This is a genomic window from Microbacterium sp. USHLN272 (assembly GCF_037149655.1).
GTDB lineage: Bacteria > Actinomycetota > Actinomycetes > Actinomycetales > Microbacteriaceae > Microbacterium > Microbacterium galbinum.
In genome coordinates, this window is the sequence record NZ_JBBCRA010000001.1 from 309,158 (window position 1) to 324,536 (window position 15,379).

Consider the following 15,379-nt stretch of genomic DNA (forward strand, 5'->3'; position numbering starts at 1 on the left):
CATGGACGACGTCCTCGTCGCGCTGCGGATGATCGTGGCCCTGGCCGCGGTGCTCGGGTTGCTGCTGTTCCTCAGCCGACGTCTGCAGAAGGCCGGTGCGAAGGGCGGAAGCCCGCTGGACGGACTCCTGCCGAAGAAGCTCGGGCGGCTGTCCGTGCTCCGTCCGCCGCGATCCTCGGCGTCGAAGTCCGCGCGGCCGCGTCCCGAGAAGATCACCGTCGTCGCCCGCACCGGGATCGGTGCCAAGGCCCAGCTGGTGGTGGCCGAGTTCGGGGGCATCCGCTACGTGCTCGGCGTCACCGAGGGCGGTGTGAGCGTGGTCGACACGCAGGAGGCTCCGGCCGAGATCGACGAGAGGATCGACGACGAGACGATCGACGACGAGCGCGGCGACGAAACGGAGCGCCCGCCGCTCACCTCCGTCGCCTGATCGGCGTCCTCGCCCCTTCGCGCGGTTACGCGGGAGAACCCCTGTCGCGATAGTCGCGTGTGAGCACGGATCGCTCGTCCCCCTGGCTACGGATCGGCCACGACACCCATCTTCGGAGTGCCGCCGTGCCCGCATCAGCCCTCGCCGCCGCGCCGATGGCGCACGCGCGGCGAGCCCGCGGCCGGATCGGGGTCCTCGCCGCCGTCGTGCTCCTGCTCGTGGCGGTCTTCGTGCTCTGGGGCGCCACGGGCGCCCACGCCGCGGCATCCGTCGTCCCCGCGCAGTCGGGAGACGGCGAGGGCGTGACGATCAACGGCATCAACGGCACGCCGTCCGACAGCATCGTGACGCTGCTCGGCATCACGGTGCTCAGCGTGGCACCCGCGCTGCTGCTGATGATGTCGAGCTTCACGAAGATCTTCGTGGTGCTCGCCCTCACCCGCAACGCCCTGTCGCTGCCGTCGATCCCGCCGAACCAGGTGCTCGCCGGCCTCAGCCTCTTCCTGACCCTGTTCATCATGTGGCCGGTGCTCACCGACATCAACACGGTCGCCGTCGCCCCGTTCACCGAGGGGCAGATCGACTTCGGCCGGGCGTTCGAACTCGCCCAGGAACCGCTGCGGCAGTGGATGCTCGCCTACACGCGCGAAGAGGACATCGCGCTGATGCACCGCGCCGCGCAGATGGACAACCCCAGCGACCCGTCCAGCATCCCCCTGCAGACGCTCGTGCCCGCGTTCATGCTCAGCGAGCTGCGGGCAGCCTTCCTCATCGGCTTCATCATCTTCGTGCCGTTCCTCGTCATCGACCTCGTCGTCGCGAGCGCCCTGATGTCGATGGGCATGATGATGCTCCCGCCCGTCATGATCTCGCTACCGTTCAAGATCCTGCTGTTCCTGCTCATCGACGGGTGGGGGATGGTCATCACCGCCCTCGTGCAGTCCTACGCCGGAGGTGGGGGATGAATCCCGAAGCGGTCATCGACATCGGCCAGGCGGCGCTCATCCTCGCGGCGAAGCTGTGCGCCCCGCTCCTGATCACGGCACTCGTGGTCGGCTTCGCGATCTCGCTGCTGCAGTCCATCACCCAGGTGCAGGAGATGACGATCTCCTTCGTGCCCAAGCTCGTGGCCGTCGGAATCGCGCTGCTGGTGAGCGGGCACTGGATGATCTCCGAGATGATCGCGTTCTCGAACGAACTGTTCGCACGCATACCGTCGCTGCTGAACGGCGGCTGATGCACATCCCGATCGATTTCACCTGGCTCGAGGCGACGGCTCTGGCCTGTGTGCGGATCACGGCGTTCCTCGTGATCGCGCCGCCGTTCAGTCACGGCACGGTGCCGATGCGCATTCGCGCCATGCTCGGCGCAGGTCTCGCGCTCGCGGTGTCACCGGTCGTCACAGCGGGTTACGAGCGTCTGGACACCGGAGGATTCCTGCTCGCACTGGTCGGGCAGGCCCTCACGGGCGCGCTTCTCGGCTTCCTCGTGATGGTGCTCTTCAGTGCGATCCAGAGCTCCGGCTACCTCGTCGACACCTTCGGCGGCTTCCAGCTCGCGCAGGCGTTCGACCCCGGCATGGCGGTGAACGGCGCCCAGTTCACCCGCCTGTTCCAGATGACCGCGATCGTGCTGCTGTTCGCCTCCGACGGCTACCAGCTCGTTCTCGGCGGACTCTTCCGCTCGTTCGACGCGGTGCCGGTCACGGGGATGATCGATCTCGCCCATCCCGCCGAAGCGCTCGTGGGAGCGGCGGGGCAGATGATGCTCAGCGCCGTGCAGATCGCCGGCCCCCTGCTGATCGTGCTCTTCCTCGCCGACGTCGGACTCGGCCTCGTGACCCGCGTCGCCCCGGCCCTCAACGCCTTCGCGATGGGCTTCCCGATCAAGATCGGGCTCACCCTCCTGCTCGTGGGCTTCGTGTACGCGGCGCTCCCCGGCGTGGTCGCGGCGATCGCCGACGACGCCGCCCGGCTGCTCCTGGAGGTGACCCGATGAGCGAGACCGATACCGGAGAACGCACCGAGAAGGCGACCGATCGTCGCCTGAAGGAGGCGCGGAAGAAGGGCCAGATCGGTCGCAGCCAGGACTTCACGGCCTGGGTCTGCATCGCAGCGGCGGCGATCATGTCGCTCCCGGCGATCGCCTCGGCGACCCAGGTGCTCACCGAGCTCTTCCTGCGGGTGGCGCCGGTGGCGGGTCATCCGACCGCCGACGCCGCGGTCGAGGTGCTGGGGGCGGCGTTGACGTCGATGGGCGGCATCCTGCTGCCGATGCTGGTCGTCGTGCTGCTCGCGACGACCGCGACCGCCGTCGCACAGGGCGGCATCCACCTGCGCGGCGTGACGATGCGCACCGAGCAGTTCAACCTCGTCACCGGGCTGAAGCGCGTCGTCGGACGGCAGGCGCTCTGGGAGGGTGCGAAGGCGCTGCTCAAGACGACGGCCATCGGTCTCGCGCTCTGGATCGTGGTGTCCGGCCTGGTCCCCGTGCTCATGGCCAGCGGCAGCCACAACATCACCTGGCTCCTCGAGCAGGCGGCCGGGGGAGTGATGGCCCTCCTGCAGGTCGCCGTCGTCGTCGGCATCCTGCTCGCCGCCATCGACGTCGCCGTCGTGCTGCGCCGCAACCGCAAGCACACGCACATGACGAAGAAGGAGGCGAAGGACGAGCACAAGAAGAGCGAGGGCGACCCGCTCGTGCGTTCGCAGCGGCGATCGCGCCAGATCGCCCTCAGTCGCAACCGCATGATCGCGGCGGTCGGCGACAGCGACGTCGTGCTCGTCAACCCCACCCACGTCGCCGTCGCGCTGCGGTACGAGCCCGGGAAGTCCGCCCCGCGCGTCGTCGCGAAGGGCGCCGGCATCGTGGCGCAGAAGATCCGCGAGCGGGCCGAGGAGTCGGGGGTGCCGCTGGTGCGTGACATCCCGCTCGCCCGCGCCCTGCATGCGGCCTGCGAGATCGGCCGCGAGATCCCCGAGGAGCTCTACACCGCGGTGGCCCAGGTGCTGGCGTTCATCGAGCACCTCAAGCGGCGCGGCTCGGCGCGCGGTACCCACACCATGCCGTTCGCGAGCACCCGCGACCGCGGGCTCTGACCCGAACCCCAGACACGGAAAACGAGAAGGTAGGACGCATGATCGGTCAGCTGCTGTCGAAGGGAGCCGTCCCCGTCGGGGTGGTCGGGATCATCCTCCTGCTCATCGTGCCGATCCCGACGCCGCTGCTCGACGTGCTCATCGTCGTGAACATCTCGTTCGCGCTCCTGATCCTGCTCACGGCCATGTTCGTGAAGAAGCCGCTGGACTTCTCGGTGTTCCCGAGCCTGCTGCTCGTCGCCACGCTGTTCCGCCTCGGACTCAACGTGGCGTCCACGCGCCTGGTGCTCAGTGAGGCGCACGCGGGCCAGGTGATCCAGGCGTTCGGGCAGATCACGATCAGCGGGTCGCTCGTGATCGGTGCGGTGATCTTCCTGATCCTCACCGTCATCCAATTCGTGGTGGTCACCAAGGGCGCGGAGCGCGTCGCGGAGGTCGGCGCGCGCTTCACCCTCGACGCGATGCCCGGCAAGCAGATGGCGATCGACGCCGACCTCAACGCCGGGCTCATCACCGACGCCGAGGCGCGCAGGCGCCGGGCCGAGGTCGCCGCGGAGGCCGACTTCTACGGGGCGATGGACGGCGCGTCGAAGTTCGTCAAGGGCGATGCCATCGCCGGCATCGTGATCGTCGTCATCAACTTCGTCGGCGGCATCATCATCGGGATGGCGCAGCACGGCATGGAGATGGGGGAGGCGCTCGAGACGTACAGCATCCTGACCATCGGCGACGGGCTCGTGACGCAGATCCCCGCGCTGCTGATGGCGGTGTCGACGGGCATGATCGTCACGCGTGAGAACGTCGAGGCAGAGATGGGGCAGGCCGCGGCGCGACAGCTGCTGCAGTCGCGCAACGCGCTCGTCATCACCGGGCTGGCGGCGGTCGCGATGGGATTCATCCCCGGGATGCCGCTGCTCGTGTTCGCGAGCATCGGCGCCGTGCTGCTCTTCGCCGCGTCGCGCGTGAAGGCGAGCGAGGATCGCGATGCCGCGCGCGCGGCCGATGCGCTGGAGCAGGAAGCCGCCGAGGCCGGCGCGGAGGGACCGGACGACCTCATGGACCGGATGCGGGTCCACGCGCTCGAGATCTCGCTCTCCACCGACATCGTCGACCTCGCCGCCGGTGGCTCGGGGGATCTGCTCACCCGGGTCAAGTCCCTCCGTCGCAAGCTCGCCCTCGACATCGGCATCCTCATGCCTCCCGTGCGCACCCGCGACAACATCGACCTGCCGGCGCAGACCTACGCGATCCTCATCGCCGGCGTCGAGGTCGGTCGCGGAGCCGTGCCCCGCGGTCACGTGCTGGCGATCGGCGCGGGGCTCGAGCAGCTCCCCGGCGAGGCCGTGGTCGACCCGGTGTTCGGGCTCGAGGGCAAGTGGGTGCCGGCCGAGATGTCGCACGCGGCCGACATGGCGGGGGCCACGGTGATCGATCGCGCGAGCGTCATCATCACCCACCTGTCCGACATCGTGCAGAGCCAGGCGCACCGCCTGCTCTCACTCGAAGACGTGCGCCAGCTGACCGAGCACCTGAAACAGACGAGCCCCACGACGGTCGAGGAGCTCACTCCCGCCGTACTCTCGCTGGCGGCGATCCAGCGGGTGCTCGCCGGACTGCTGGCGGAGCGCGTGCCGATCAACGACCTCGCGCGCATCTACGAGGCGCTCGTGCTCCGGGGCAAGACCTCGACCGAGATCCCCGGACTCATCGATGCCGCGCGTGCGGCGCTCGGACCCGCGATCGCCGCACGTTTCGCCGAGGACGGGCGCATCCGGGTCGTCATGTTCGATCCCATGCTGGAGCAGCAGATGCTCGAGGGGATGCGCGTCGTCGACGGCAATCCCCAGATCGTTCTCACGCCGGAGGCGACGCTGCAGGTGCTCGAGAGCGTGCGCCGCACGGTGTCGGAGCTCACGCAGGCGGGGCCCGAACCGGTGCTCGTCTGCGCGCCGTCGCTGCGTCAGGCGGTACGACGAATGCTCGCACCGCAGGTCGAGTCGCTCCCCGTGCTCTCCTACGACGAGGCCGGGGCGGCGGGTCACGCGACCGACGTCGTCGGGGTCGTGCGCATCGCTCCGTCCGCTCTCCCCAGCGCGGCGGGCTGATCTGCAGATTCCGCTCGTTTACGAGGGCATGCACTACCTTGGGGAAGAGGATGGCGCGAGTGCGCCGCAGCCAGGGAAGGCGGACGGACATGCTGGTTCTGACGAGGCGCGCGAACGAGAGCATCGTGATCGGCGACGACATCACGGTGACGATCCTGGCGGTCACCCCGAGCGGCGTCCGGGTCGGGATCGACGCCCCTCGCGACACCCGCATCAACCGTGCGGAGATCGTGCTCGCGGTCGGAGATGCCAACCAGCAGGCGGCGCAGACCGCGGGTGACGAGTCGGCGGAGAGCGCGCTCCTCGGTGCCCTGCGACGCTTGAGTGGAGCTTCCTGACGGGTGTCAATGGGGAGTTCTCCCCATCCGTGTCGAGTTACTCGCCTCCGCGATGTCGCGATAGTCGTAGATGTGACGGGGATTCCCGTCATCGACGACCCGACCCGACGAGGTGACGCCCTGTGGCCGCTCACGACCTGAGCATGCACCTGCTGCGCGAGCGCGAGCTGCTCGAGACGCTGCTGTTCAAACTGGACGAGCAGCAGATGCTGCTCGCGACCGGCCGCAACCGGTGGATCCGGCACGCGTCGACCGAGATCGAGCGCGTGCTCGCCGCCATGCCGACCGTCGCGCTCTCGCGTGATGCACTCGTCGTGGCCGTGGCCGACGAGTGGGGTGCACCCGAGGCGACGACTCTGCGGCAGCTGATCGCCGCGGCGCCCTCCGACGGATGGCGGGAGGTGCTCGAGGGTCACCTCTCCGCGATGACCGCGCTGGCCGAGGAGATCGAGCAGATGAAGCAGGTCAACGAGCAGCGTCTGCGCACGGCGATCCGCGTGACCCAGGAGACCATCGCCGGGCTCGGCGAGCCGACCGGCGAGTACACGCCCAGCGGCGACGTCGTCCGCGGCGGCGACGCCCGACTTCTCGACACCCGGATGTGAGGTGACCATGTCTTCGTTCTCAGGTCTTCGTCTGGCGGAATCCGCCCTCTCCGCCGCCCGCGCGGGGATGACCGTGACGGGTCAGAACATCGCCAATCAGACGACCACCGGGTACACCCGGCAGAGGGTCGATCAGGCTCCGCTCTCCGGCGTGGGTCAGACCGGACTGTGGAAGAGCGGCCTCGGCATCGGCGGAGGCGTCTCCGTCACCGGTGTCGCACGCCTCGGGGATGCCGTGCTCGACGCGCGGGTGCGCGATGCCCTCTCGACCTCCGGATTCTGGAGCGCGCGGGCGACCGCGGCCGCCCGCGCCGAGAGCACGATGGCGGAGCCGACCGCGGACGGCCTCGCCGCGAACCTCGACCGCTTCTGGGCCGGATGGTCGGATCTCGCGAACACCCCGGAACCGGCGGCGGCGCAGGTCGTGCTCACCAACGCTCAGGTGCTCGTCGGTCAGATCGCGGCGGGCTATCAGGCCGTCGCGGGCCAGTGGGGCGATCTGCGCGGACAGGTCGATCGCGACATCGCCGACGTGAACGCGGTGGCGGGTCAGGTCGCGACGCTGAACGGTCAGATCCGCGACGCGCTGCACGCCGGACGCAACGCCAACGAACTGATCGATCAGCGGAACGTGCTCGCCCAGCAGCTGTCCTCGGCGATCGGGGCGACGGGCGTCGTCGAATCGGACGGCACTCTCACCCTCCGTGTCGACGGGAATGCGCTGGTCTCGGGCGACAGCAGCCGATCGCTCCAGGTGAGCGGTCCGCGCGAGATCTCGGATGCCGGTCGTATCGTCGTGTCGTGGGCCGATCGGCCGGACGTTCCCGTCGCCGTCGGCGGCGGCGTGATCGGCGGCACCATCAGCGCACTCGCCCCGGCGGCGGACGGTGGCACGCTCGCCGGCGTCGCCGCCGCGTACAACGACACCGCAGCCGCTCTCGCCGCGGCGGTCAACGACGTGCACCGCACTGGGGTGACGGCCGGCGGTGCGGCCGGGGGCGACTTCTTCGCCCTCGACACGACGGGGCCCGCGGCGCTCGGACTGAGCGTCGTGCCCACCGGGCTCGATCAGCTCGCGCTGGCGGCGCCGGGAGCCGGAGCGAAGGACACCACGATCGCCGACCGCATCAGTGCTCTCGGTGCCTCCGCCACGGGGCCGAGCAAGACTTGGGCGACGTTCGTCACCGGGTTCGCGGTCGCGGTCGCCGGTGATCTGCAGCGGGCCGACATCGCCGACATGGGCGCCGTGGCCGCGGTCACCGCGCAGCAGTCGAACGCCTCGGTCGACGGCGACGAGGAGACCATCAACCTGCTGACCTACCAGACCGCCTACCAGGCCGCCGCCCGCGTGCTGACGGCGATGGACGAGGCGCTGGACCTGCTCATCAACCGCACCGGCCTGGTCGGCCGCTGACCCGGGAGTCGACCATGATCGGACGCATCACGAGCAGCACCATGACGCAGCAGTCGCTGCGCACGCTGCAGACCAACCTCGCGGACCGCGAGCGCCTGCAGAACCAGGCCGCCTCGCAGCGCGCCTTCCGCTCGCCGAGCGAGGATCCCGCCGCCGCCGCGACGACGCTCGGCGTGCACGGCGAACAGGCGCGGGTCGCACAGTTCGCACGGAATCTGAGCGACGGTATGGCCTGGGTCACCACGGTCGACACGGCGCTCGGAGCGAGCACCGACCTGCTCAACCGGGCCCGCGATCTGACGGCGCAGGGAGCGAACTCCGGGGCGCTGAGCCCGACGGCGAGGGAATCCATCGCGCAGGAGCTCGAGACGATCAGCGCGGAGCTGCTCGCTCAGGCGAACACGACGGTGCTGGGACGCAGCGTCTTCGCCGGGACCGGCGATGCCGGTGCCGCGTTCGACCCCGACACCTTCGCGTTCCACGGCAGCCCGGGAGACGGCGTGCAGCGACGTATCAGCGACAACGAGACGGTTCGCGTCGACTTCGACGGCTCGCAGGCCTTCGGCGAGGGAGCGAACAGCGCCTTCGCGCTTCTGAGGGACATCGCGGCCGAACTGCGCAGCGGCGCGAACGTCGGCCCGCGCCTCGACGACATCGACGCGCGCCTGAAGGACGTCATCGCCGCGCGCGGCACGACCGGTGCCCGGCAGGTGCAGATCGAGCGCGCGGCTTCGCAGAACCTCGCCACCTCCACCGACCTCGAGGCGCGTCGTGCCGAGGTCGAGAACGTCGACAGCCTCGAGGTCCTCGTGCGGTTGCAGTCCGCCGAGCTCGTCTTCCAATCCGCCCTGCAGGTGACCGCCAAGTCGCTGCAGACCAACCTCCTGGAGTTCCTGCGATGACCGCGACGACCGCCCGAGCGAACATCGAGTCGGCAGCCCGCGTGATCGAGTTCACCTCGCCGATGCTCGGCCTGGCCCCGTACACGACGTTCACCCTCGAGAGCATCGAGGGGGCCGACGGTCTGTACGCGCTCCGGGCGACGGATGCCGAGGTGCGCCTGTTCGTGGTGGAGGCGCCGTTCGTCGATCGTGCGTACGCGCCGAAGGTTCCGGCATCCGTCCGCGCCGAGATCGGAGCATCCTCAGACGATGCGCTTCGGATGCTGGTCGTGGCCAACCCCGGGGACGAGGGTGTGCACGTGAATCTGCGCGCGCCGATCATCGTCCACCCCGGAAACGGGCGCGCGGTGCAGGTGATCCTCGAGGATCAGACCTACCCGATCCGTTCGCTTCTCGGCGGACGGTGACGGATGGTCGATCTTCGCTCTCGTACGCACGGTCCCGGTGCGACGAAGGGGGTCAACCTCGTGGTCCTCGCCTACGATGACCGCCTCATCGTCGGCGACGATGCAGACGGCGCCGTTCACCATCTCGACGCGCGGGTGCACCCCGGCGACCGTCGGGCACCCGGGGAGACCGAACTCGCACTCGTCCCCTCGAAGGAGGAGCCGTCCGATGCGGAGTTCGAGAACTCGGCCCGGTACACCGCGGCCCAACTCGCCGCGATCGCCGAGGCCGCCGGCGAGAACACCGCGTCGCTGCTCGATGCGCGCGGGACGGTCGTCGGCCGCGCCTACGGTGTGAAGGCTGATCTGCTGATCAACGACGGCGACGTGGTGGTGAACACCAAGACGCTCGAGCCGACCGAGCTCTCGGTGAGCGCCGACGAACGCGGCCTGGACATCCGTACGCAGATCGACATGTCGACCGCCGCCGCACGCTCGGCCCGAGGAATCGCGAAAACACGGAAGAACCAGGTGAAACCGGAGTTCACCGCATATACCAAGGAAGAGGCACTATCCTCTGAGGGGTAAGGGCTGGGGCCTCGCTGATCCCGGTTCGTCGCAGGGGGGGCCTTCGACGAATCACCGGTGCAGCTGTCAGGGGCGCAGCGCAAGATGCTCGGCGACGAGCGAACACACCAGGGGACGGTACAGAGCATGAGCACATCCAAGACGCTCGAGGCCAATCGCGTGAGCAAGCGCGAATTCGTACAGCGATTCGCGCGACGCGGAGGGATCTCGGTCTTCGCCGCTCAGACGGCGTACAACGCGATGATCGACGAACTCCTCGATCTCGTCAGCCAGGGCAACACCGTCACCCTCACCAACTTCGGCAAGTTCTATCCGCAGACCCACAAGGGACACCGCGTGCAGTTCGGCAAGGATGAGGGCACCGGCGAGGTCACCGATTACACGGTGCTGAAGTTCTCCGCGACCCGCGAGGTCAATCGTCGCGTCAAGGTCACCGACTGACCGACGTCACCGACTGAACGACACGGGCCCGGACGTCAGAGTCCGAATCCGTAGGTCGCCGGGGCGACGAGCGCGAGGCTGACGGTCGTCGGATAGACCTCCGGTTCCTCGTCGTCGTCACCGAGCAGATCGAGTCGATCAATCGGCACGAAGATGCTGCCGTCGGGTTCGAAGATCAGGTCGCGCGGCACGAACGACGCGAAGAGCGAACGGGTGCCGTTGCGCAGCTCGAACGTGCGCCCGACGTCTCCGCGTTCGAACAGGTTCATCTCGACCTCGTCGAACCAGACCTTGCCGTCGGGGAAGCGCGCCTCGATGCGATACGTGCCGGGCTCGACCGATTTGATGTTGAGATCGTCGACGATCTCGGCGAACAGCGTGTCGGGCTGCTGCAGCTCGAAGGCGATCGCCCGCAGATGGTCGTAGTTCAGCCGCGCCCGCCGCGAGAACAACGCCACGTTCTCGATCTCGTCGGGGTGCGCGTTCGGTGCCTGATCGAGAAGGTACTGCCGAACCTCGTCGGGGCCCGGGTAGTCGAAGCGCAGGTGGTAGTGGAACCGGCCGGGGCGGTTGACCAGATAAGTGCTCACGTCGGCGATCGCGTTCACCGAGAGGCAGTAGACGCGCTTCACCGAGGAGAGGCCGTCGAACAGCGACAGGAACTGGTTCTGCCGATTCAACCCGTCGGTGATTCCTCGGCGGCCCGCCGGGAAGATCTTCTCGAACTCGTCGAAGACGATGAGGCACTCGTCGAGGCTGTCGAGGAACTCCACGATGCCGTCGTGGTCCTCGGAGACGACCACCACGGGAAGGCCCTGCTCGCGCGCGGCCTCGGCGACCATGCGCAGGAACAGCGACTTGCCGATGCCCTTGTCGCCCGAGAGCATGACCCCGAGGCTGCGGTCGGAGAGAGCGTAGGAGCGGAAGATCTTGGCGACTTTGCGATCGCGGCCTCCGTAGACGCGCTCCGCTCCGACGGTCAGATCATCGATGCGCACGAGGCTGAAGCCCTCTTTCGAGGTGAAGCTGACCCGATAGGTCCCCAGGGGGAACGCCTGGTGGGTGCGCACGGCGTCGTCGTACACCCGCACGTGACCGCCGGTCTCGATGTAAGTGCTGGCCACACCCTCCTCCTTCGCTCCCCGATGGTCGATCGGTGGGGTTTCGTGGCTCGCTCGGTGACTCGCTCTGCCCGCGATGGGCGGAGCGGCACGGATGGAGCACGAGGTTCCGACGAGTAGGGGAGTCACGCAGGAACCGGAGGACGAGCGGTGGGGGATCCGCCCGGGATACCATTTCACGTCTCTGGGCCGGACGACAAGCGAGAAACGGCGTGTCGGGGCCGAAATCTCTTCGTTTACGTGCACTCGGGTCGCTCGACAGGGTGCGCGCGAACCGTCAGCCGGCGAACCGCGGCACCCAGCAGGTGACTCGGCGGCGGTAGTCGGCATAGTCGTCGCCGAACCGCTCCGCGAGGTCGGCTTCCTCGATCGGACGCACGACCGTGTTCCACACCAGCGAGCCGCACAGCGCGTAGACGACGACCAGCCAGGAGCCGAGCATCAGCCCGACCGCGACGCCCTGGGCGATGCCGGCGACAGCCATCGGGTTGCGCACGAAACGGTAGGGACCGGCGATGACGAGACGGCGCGCCATCTCGGAGGGGAGCGGCGTTCCCTCGCCGAGAAGCGACATCGTGATCGCCGACCAGAGGCCCAGGACGGTCGCGGCGAGGAACAGCGCGACACCGGTCAGACGGAGCGCGGGAGGCATCTCGAGATGAAGTCCCCACCGAGCCTCGACCATGGCGATGAGCAGAGGGAGGAGCCCGAGGAACACGCCCCAGAAGAACAGGGTCTGAAGTCCCGTGCGCGCCATCACCCGGGCGCGCCCCTCGGCGCGGGAGGTACGGAAGGCGAACGGTCCACGGGCGATCCACTCGAACGGTGCCCGGCCGACGATGATCACGATGCCGGCCGCGAGACTCCCCGCCGCGGCGGCCACCATGAGGAGCGCACCCCACCCGGCCAGACCGGTGACGGTCGCGTGCACGACCATCCCGGCGGCCACGAGCACGGTCCAGGAGGTGACGACCCAGACCGCCGCTCGCACGCCGCACGCGGCGAGCGCCGACCCTCCGACGAAGAGAGGGATGTCGGCGATCGCGATCGGGAGAACGGGGAGTCCGTCGAGCGTCGCCGTGCGGATCGCGGGGAGCAGGAGCACTCCGAGCCACCAGCATCCGCCGGCCACGGCCTGCAGTGCGAAGTACGCGCGTGCCGCCGGGGGAGCGATGCGGATGCCGGCGAACACCGCCCCATGCTATCCACCCGGCCACCTGCCACACTGGGCGAATGGAGATCATCGAGAACTCGAAGCTCACGGTCGTCGGCGCAGGCAGCGTCGGATCGAGCGTGGCCTATGCGGCGCTCATCCGGGGGTCCGCGCGGCACATCGCCCTCTACGACATCGCGACCGAGAAGGTCGAGGCCGAGGTGCTCGACCTCGCGCACGGTACGCAGTTCACGGGAACGAGCGACATCATCGGCGGCAGCGACGTCTCCGTCGCCGCAGGCTCCCACGTGGTCGTGATCACCGCCGGGGCGAAGCAGAAGCCCGGTCAGACGCGGATCGAGCTCGCGGACGTGAACGCGGGGATCATCCGACGCATGATGCCGGAACTCCTCGAGGTGGCCCCGAACGCCGTGTACGTGATCGTCACCAATCCCTGTGACGTGCTCACCGTCATCGCCCAGCAGGAGACGGGTCTGCCGCCCGAGCGCGTCTTCGCGTCCGGTACCGTGCTGGACACCTCGCGGCTGCGCTGGAAGCTGGCGCAGCGAGCGGGCGTCTCGACGGCGAGCGTGCATGCGCACATCGTGGGCGAGCACGGCGACACCGAGTTCCCCCTGTGGTCGCGGGCAACGATCGGAACCGTGCCGATCCTCGAATGGGAGACCCCCGAGCATCCCCGTTTCACGCTCGCCGAGCTCGACGAGATCGCCGTCGACGTCCGCGACGCGGCCTACAAGGTCATCCGCGGCAAAGGAGCGACGAACTACGCGATCGGTCTCTCGAGCGCACGCATCGTCGAGGCGATCCTGCACGACGAGCACGCGGTGATGCCGGTGAGCACGGTGCTCGACGACTTCCACGGGATCGACGGCGTCGCACTCTCGGTGCCGTCGATCGTCAGCGCCTCGGGTGCCGTGCCGATCCGGAACACGTCGTTCTCCGACTCCGAGCTGGCATTGCTGCGCGGATCCGCCGACGCGCTCCGCTCGGCCGCGGCGACCCTGCGCTCCTGACCGTATCCGCCCCCGGAAATGTGGGCCGGGGCACCGGGGCCGGTGCCCCGGCCGCTCTCATTTCCCGTGCGGGTCGGTGCTGTTGAGTGCGGCGACCACCTGTGCGTAGTCCCCGCGTGCCTCGCCGTAGCGGAGGAACTTCACTCGCTCGACCTGCACCTCCGAGGCGTCGGGCCGGGTTTCGAGCAGTGTCATGACCTCCGCGATGAACTCGTCGAGCGGCATCGCCGCGTCGTTCTCGGCGTGTCCGGGCATGAGGTCGGTGCGCACGGCCGGGGGCTCGAGCTCGATGACCGAGACGCTCGATCCCTCGAACTGGAGACGCAGCGATTCGCTGAGCATGTGGATCGCCGCCTTGCTCCCGTTGTACGTCGGCGTGACCCGTAGTGGAGCGAAGGCGAGCCCGGAGGACACCGTCATGATCGTGGCGTCGGGCAGACGGCGCAGGTGCTCGACGAACGCCGCGATGAGGCGGATCGGCCCCAGGACGTTCGTGGTGACGATCTCCTCGGCCGTGGCGAGGAAGCCGTCCGGCGTGCGCCAGTCCTCCGTGCGCATGATGCCCGCCATCGTCACGAGCACGTTGAGGGAGGGATGCTCGGCGAGCACCGTGCGGGCGGCGTCCTCGATGCTCCCGGCATCCGCGGTGTCGATCCGCACGGTGCCGAGATCCGGGTGCTCGGCGGCGATCGCCTCCAGACGGTCGGTGCGCCGGCCGCCGACGATCACGGTGTTGCCGCGATCGCGCAGGGCAAGGGCGAGGGCGAGGCCGATGCCGCTCGTCGCTCCGGGGATGAAGATGGTGTTTCCGCTGATGTTCATGCGTCCAGCCTCCGTCGATCGCATGGACCGCTCCAGAGACGGCTGATCCAGGGAGCGGCGATCCCTGGATCGGGTCGGCGACTCGCGGGATACTCGGGGGGTGGATCGTGATGCGCTGGCCGACTTCCTCCTCCGTCGCCGGGAGGCGTTGACCCCCGACGACGTGGGGTTGTCGCCGGGGCCGCGTCGGCGTACGGCCGGGCTGCGCCGCGAGGAGGTCGCTCAGCTCGCGACGATGTCGACGGACTACTACACGCGCCTCGAGCAGCGCCGTGGACCGCAGCCCAGCGCGCAGATCCTCTCATCGCTCGCTCGTGCGCTCCGGCTCAGCGAAGACGAGCGCGACTACCTCTACCGCTTGTGCGGCTACAGCGCCCCCGATCGCGCGCACGTCACGGAGTACGTGCGGCCGGGCATCCTGCGCGTGCTCGACCGCCTGCACGACACCCCGGCGTTCGTGGTCTCGGTCCTCGACGAGGTGCTCGTGCAGAACGACGCCGCTCGGGCCCTCCTCGGCGACGCCAGCGCGCTGACGGGACTCGCACGCAGCGGCATCTACCGGTGGTTCGCGATGCCCGAGACCGAGCGGCGGCGCTATCCCGAGGCCGACCACGCTCGCCAGAGCCGCGCCCTGGTGGCCTCGTTGCGCGCCGCGCACGGCGTGATGGGGGCGCGCTCGCGGGCCGGCGAGATCGCGGGAGAACTCGCGGCGCGCAGCGACGAGTTCATCGGGCTCTGGGAGAACCACGAGGTGAGCAGGCGCTTCGAGCAGCACAAGACGATGATCCATCCCGAGCTCGGTGAGATCGAGGTCGACTGTCAGGCGCTGTTCACCGAGGACGAGTCCCAGGCGCTCATCGTGCTCACCGCGGCGCCGGGCAGCGAGGCGGCGAGCAAGCTCGAGTTCCTGCGCGTGCTGGGGACGCAGAAGGTCTGATCCTC

Annotated in this window: 18 protein-coding genes; 15 read left to right on the plus strand and 3 right to left on the minus strand. The window is 69.1% G+C overall.

The window, feature by feature from the left end:
- Position 1 precedes the first annotated feature (1 nt).
- The 13 genes from WFJ97_RS01550 to WFJ97_RS01610 all read left to right on the plus strand — a co-directional run bounded on the left by WFJ97_RS01550 (position 2) and on the right by WFJ97_RS01610 (position 10,307).
- On the plus strand, positions 2 to 430 hold the full coding sequence (locus WFJ97_RS01550; protein ID WP_336640249.1) for a flagellar biosynthetic protein FliO: 429 nt from the start codon (positions 2 to 4) through the stop codon (positions 428 to 430).
- A gap of 155 nt (positions 431 to 585) precedes the next feature.
- Complete coding sequence (fliP, locus tag WFJ97_RS01555; protein WP_336641841.1) at positions 586 to 1,395, plus strand: flagellar type III secretion system pore protein FliP; 810 nt, start codon at positions 586 to 588, stop codon at positions 1,393 to 1,395.
- A complete protein-coding gene (gene fliQ, locus WFJ97_RS01560) occupies positions 1,392 to 1,667 on the plus strand; it encodes a flagellar biosynthesis protein FliQ (RefSeq protein ID WP_247622317.1) in 276 nt (91 codons plus the stop codon). Before fliP ends, fliQ begins: the two co-directional genes overlap by 4 nt.
- A complete protein-coding gene (locus WFJ97_RS01565) occupies positions 1,667 to 2,428 on the plus strand; it encodes a flagellar biosynthetic protein FliR (RefSeq protein WP_247622318.1) in 762 nt (253 codons plus the stop codon). The genes fliQ and WFJ97_RS01565 overlap by 1 nt, the downstream gene beginning before the upstream one ends.
- Positions 2,425 to 3,528, plus strand: a complete 1,104-nt coding sequence (locus WFJ97_RS01570; protein WP_336640250.1) for an EscU/YscU/HrcU family type III secretion system export apparatus switch protein — start codon at positions 2,425 to 2,427, stop codon at positions 3,526 to 3,528. The genes WFJ97_RS01565 and WFJ97_RS01570 overlap by 4 nt, the downstream gene beginning before the upstream one ends.
- Before the next feature lie 38 nt (positions 3,529 to 3,566).
- Positions 3,567 to 5,633 carry a flagellar biosynthesis protein FlhA gene (locus WFJ97_RS01575; RefSeq protein ID WP_336640251.1) on the plus strand — a complete coding sequence of 689 codons (2,067 nt, stop codon included), beginning with the start codon at positions 3,567 to 3,569 and terminating at the stop codon, positions 5,631 to 5,633.
- 89 nt (positions 5,634 to 5,722) lie between these two features.
- Positions 5,723 to 5,971, plus strand: coding sequence for a carbon storage regulator CsrA (gene csrA, locus WFJ97_RS01580; RefSeq protein WP_336640252.1), 249 nt, complete (start codon positions 5,723 to 5,725; stop codon positions 5,969 to 5,971).
- 122 nt (positions 5,972 to 6,093) lie between these two features.
- Entirely contained in the window at positions 6,094 to 6,576 is a 483-nt protein-coding gene (locus WFJ97_RS01585) for a flagellar protein FlgN (RefSeq protein ID WP_247622322.1), read from the plus strand.
- Positions 6,577 to 6,583: 7 nt separating this feature from the next.
- Positions 6,584 to 7,990 carry a flagellar hook-associated protein FlgK gene (gene flgK, locus WFJ97_RS01590; RefSeq protein ID WP_247622323.1) on the plus strand — a complete coding sequence of 469 codons (1,407 nt, stop codon included), beginning with the start codon at positions 6,584 to 6,586 and terminating at the stop codon, positions 7,988 to 7,990.
- A gap of 14 nt (positions 7,991 to 8,004) precedes the next feature.
- Positions 8,005 to 8,892, plus strand: coding sequence for a flagellar hook-associated protein FlgL (gene flgL / locus WFJ97_RS01595; RefSeq protein WP_247632106.1), 888 nt, complete (start codon positions 8,005 to 8,007; stop codon positions 8,890 to 8,892).
- Positions 8,889 to 9,299, plus strand: a complete 411-nt coding sequence (locus WFJ97_RS01600; RefSeq protein ID WP_336640253.1) for a flagellar assembly protein FliW — start codon at positions 8,889 to 8,891, stop codon at positions 9,297 to 9,299. The genes flgL and WFJ97_RS01600 overlap by 4 nt, the downstream gene beginning before the upstream one ends.
- 3 nt (positions 9,300 to 9,302) lie before the next feature.
- A complete protein-coding gene (locus WFJ97_RS01605; protein WP_336640254.1) occupies positions 9,303 to 9,866 on the plus strand; it encodes a hypothetical protein in 564 nt (187 codons plus the stop codon).
- A 126-nt stretch (positions 9,867 to 9,992) separates the two neighbouring features.
- Entirely contained in the window at positions 9,993 to 10,307 is a 315-nt protein-coding gene (locus WFJ97_RS01610; protein ID WP_247622327.1) for an HU family DNA-binding protein, read from the plus strand.
- A gap of 35 nt (positions 10,308 to 10,342) precedes the next feature.
- Here the strand turns inward: WFJ97_RS01610 and WFJ97_RS01615 are convergent, their stop codons facing one another.
- Both WFJ97_RS01615 and WFJ97_RS01620 read right to left on the minus strand, forming a co-directional pair.
- On the minus strand, positions 10,343 to 11,431 hold the full coding sequence (locus WFJ97_RS01615; protein WP_247622328.1) for an AAA family ATPase: 1,089 nt from the start codon (positions 11,429 to 11,431) through the stop codon (positions 10,343 to 10,345).
- Positions 11,432 to 11,705: 274 nt separating this feature from the next.
- Positions 11,706 to 12,620 (minus strand): methyltransferase family protein, encoded by a 915-nt coding sequence (locus WFJ97_RS01620; RefSeq protein ID WP_336640255.1) that lies wholly within the window; start codon positions 12,618 to 12,620, stop codon positions 11,706 to 11,708.
- A 41-nt stretch (positions 12,621 to 12,661) separates the two neighbouring features.
- Here WFJ97_RS01620 and WFJ97_RS01625 point away from each other — a divergent pair, with 41 nt between their 5' ends.
- Positions 12,662 to 13,615, plus strand: coding sequence for an L-lactate dehydrogenase (locus tag WFJ97_RS01625; RefSeq protein WP_336640256.1), 954 nt, complete (start codon positions 12,662 to 12,664; stop codon positions 13,613 to 13,615).
- A gap of 57 nt (positions 13,616 to 13,672) precedes the next feature.
- On the opposite strand, the gene WFJ97_RS01630 is transcribed toward WFJ97_RS01625, so the two are convergent.
- Positions 13,673 to 14,437, minus strand: a complete 765-nt coding sequence (locus tag WFJ97_RS01630; protein WP_336640257.1) for an SDR family oxidoreductase — start codon at positions 14,435 to 14,437, stop codon at positions 13,673 to 13,675.
- Positions 14,438 to 14,537: 100 nt separating this feature from the next.
- On the opposite strand from WFJ97_RS01630, the gene WFJ97_RS01635 reads away from it, so the two are divergent.
- Positions 14,538 to 15,374, plus strand: coding sequence for a helix-turn-helix transcriptional regulator (locus WFJ97_RS01635; RefSeq protein WP_336640258.1), 837 nt, complete (start codon positions 14,538 to 14,540; stop codon positions 15,372 to 15,374).
- Positions 15,375 to 15,379: the final 5 nt, after the last annotated feature.

Bases quoted from the DNA above. Each gene is read 5' to 3' on its own strand.
- WFJ97_RS01610 (WP_247622327.1), top strand. From the start codon at position 9,993: ATGAGCACATCCAAGACGCTCGAGGCCAATCGCGTGAGCAAGCGCGAA.
- flgL (WP_247632106.1), top strand. From the start codon at position 8,005: ATGATCGGACGCATCACGAGCAGCACCATGACGCAGCAGTCGCTGCGC.
- WFJ97_RS01570 (WP_336640250.1), top strand. From the start codon at position 2,425: ATGAGCGAGACCGATACCGGAGAACGCACCGAGAAGGCGACCGATCGT.
- WFJ97_RS01605 (WP_336640254.1), top strand. From the start codon at position 9,303: ATGGTCGATCTTCGCTCTCGTACGCACGGTCCCGGTGCGACGAAGGGG.
- csrA (WP_336640252.1), top strand. From the start codon at position 5,723: ATGCTGGTTCTGACGAGGCGCGCGAACGAGAGCATCGTGATCGGCGAC.
- flgK (WP_247622323.1), top strand. From the start codon at position 6,584: ATGTCTTCGTTCTCAGGTCTTCGTCTGGCGGAATCCGCCCTCTCCGCC.
- WFJ97_RS01600 (WP_336640253.1), top strand. From the start codon at position 8,889: ATGACCGCGACGACCGCCCGAGCGAACATCGAGTCGGCAGCCCGCGTG.
- WFJ97_RS01565 (WP_247622318.1), top strand. From the start codon at position 1,667: ATGCACATCCCGATCGATTTCACCTGGCTCGAGGCGACGGCTCTGGCC.
- WFJ97_RS01575 (WP_336640251.1), top strand. From the start codon at position 3,567: ATGATCGGTCAGCTGCTGTCGAAGGGAGCCGTCCCCGTCGGGGTGGTC.
- WFJ97_RS01625 (WP_336640256.1), top strand. From the start codon at position 12,662: ATGGAGATCATCGAGAACTCGAAGCTCACGGTCGTCGGCGCAGGCAGC.
- WFJ97_RS01550 (WP_336640249.1), top strand. From the start codon at position 2: ATGGACGACGTCCTCGTCGCGCTGCGGATGATCGTGGCCCTGGCCGCG.
- fliP (WP_336641841.1), top strand. From the start codon at position 586: ATGGCGCACGCGCGGCGAGCCCGCGGCCGGATCGGGGTCCTCGCCGCC.
- WFJ97_RS01630 (WP_336640257.1), bottom strand. From the start codon at position 14,437: ATGAACATCAGCGGAAACACCATCTTCATCCCCGGAGCGACGAGCGGC.
- fliQ (WP_247622317.1), top strand. From the start codon at position 1,392: ATGAATCCCGAAGCGGTCATCGACATCGGCCAGGCGGCGCTCATCCTC.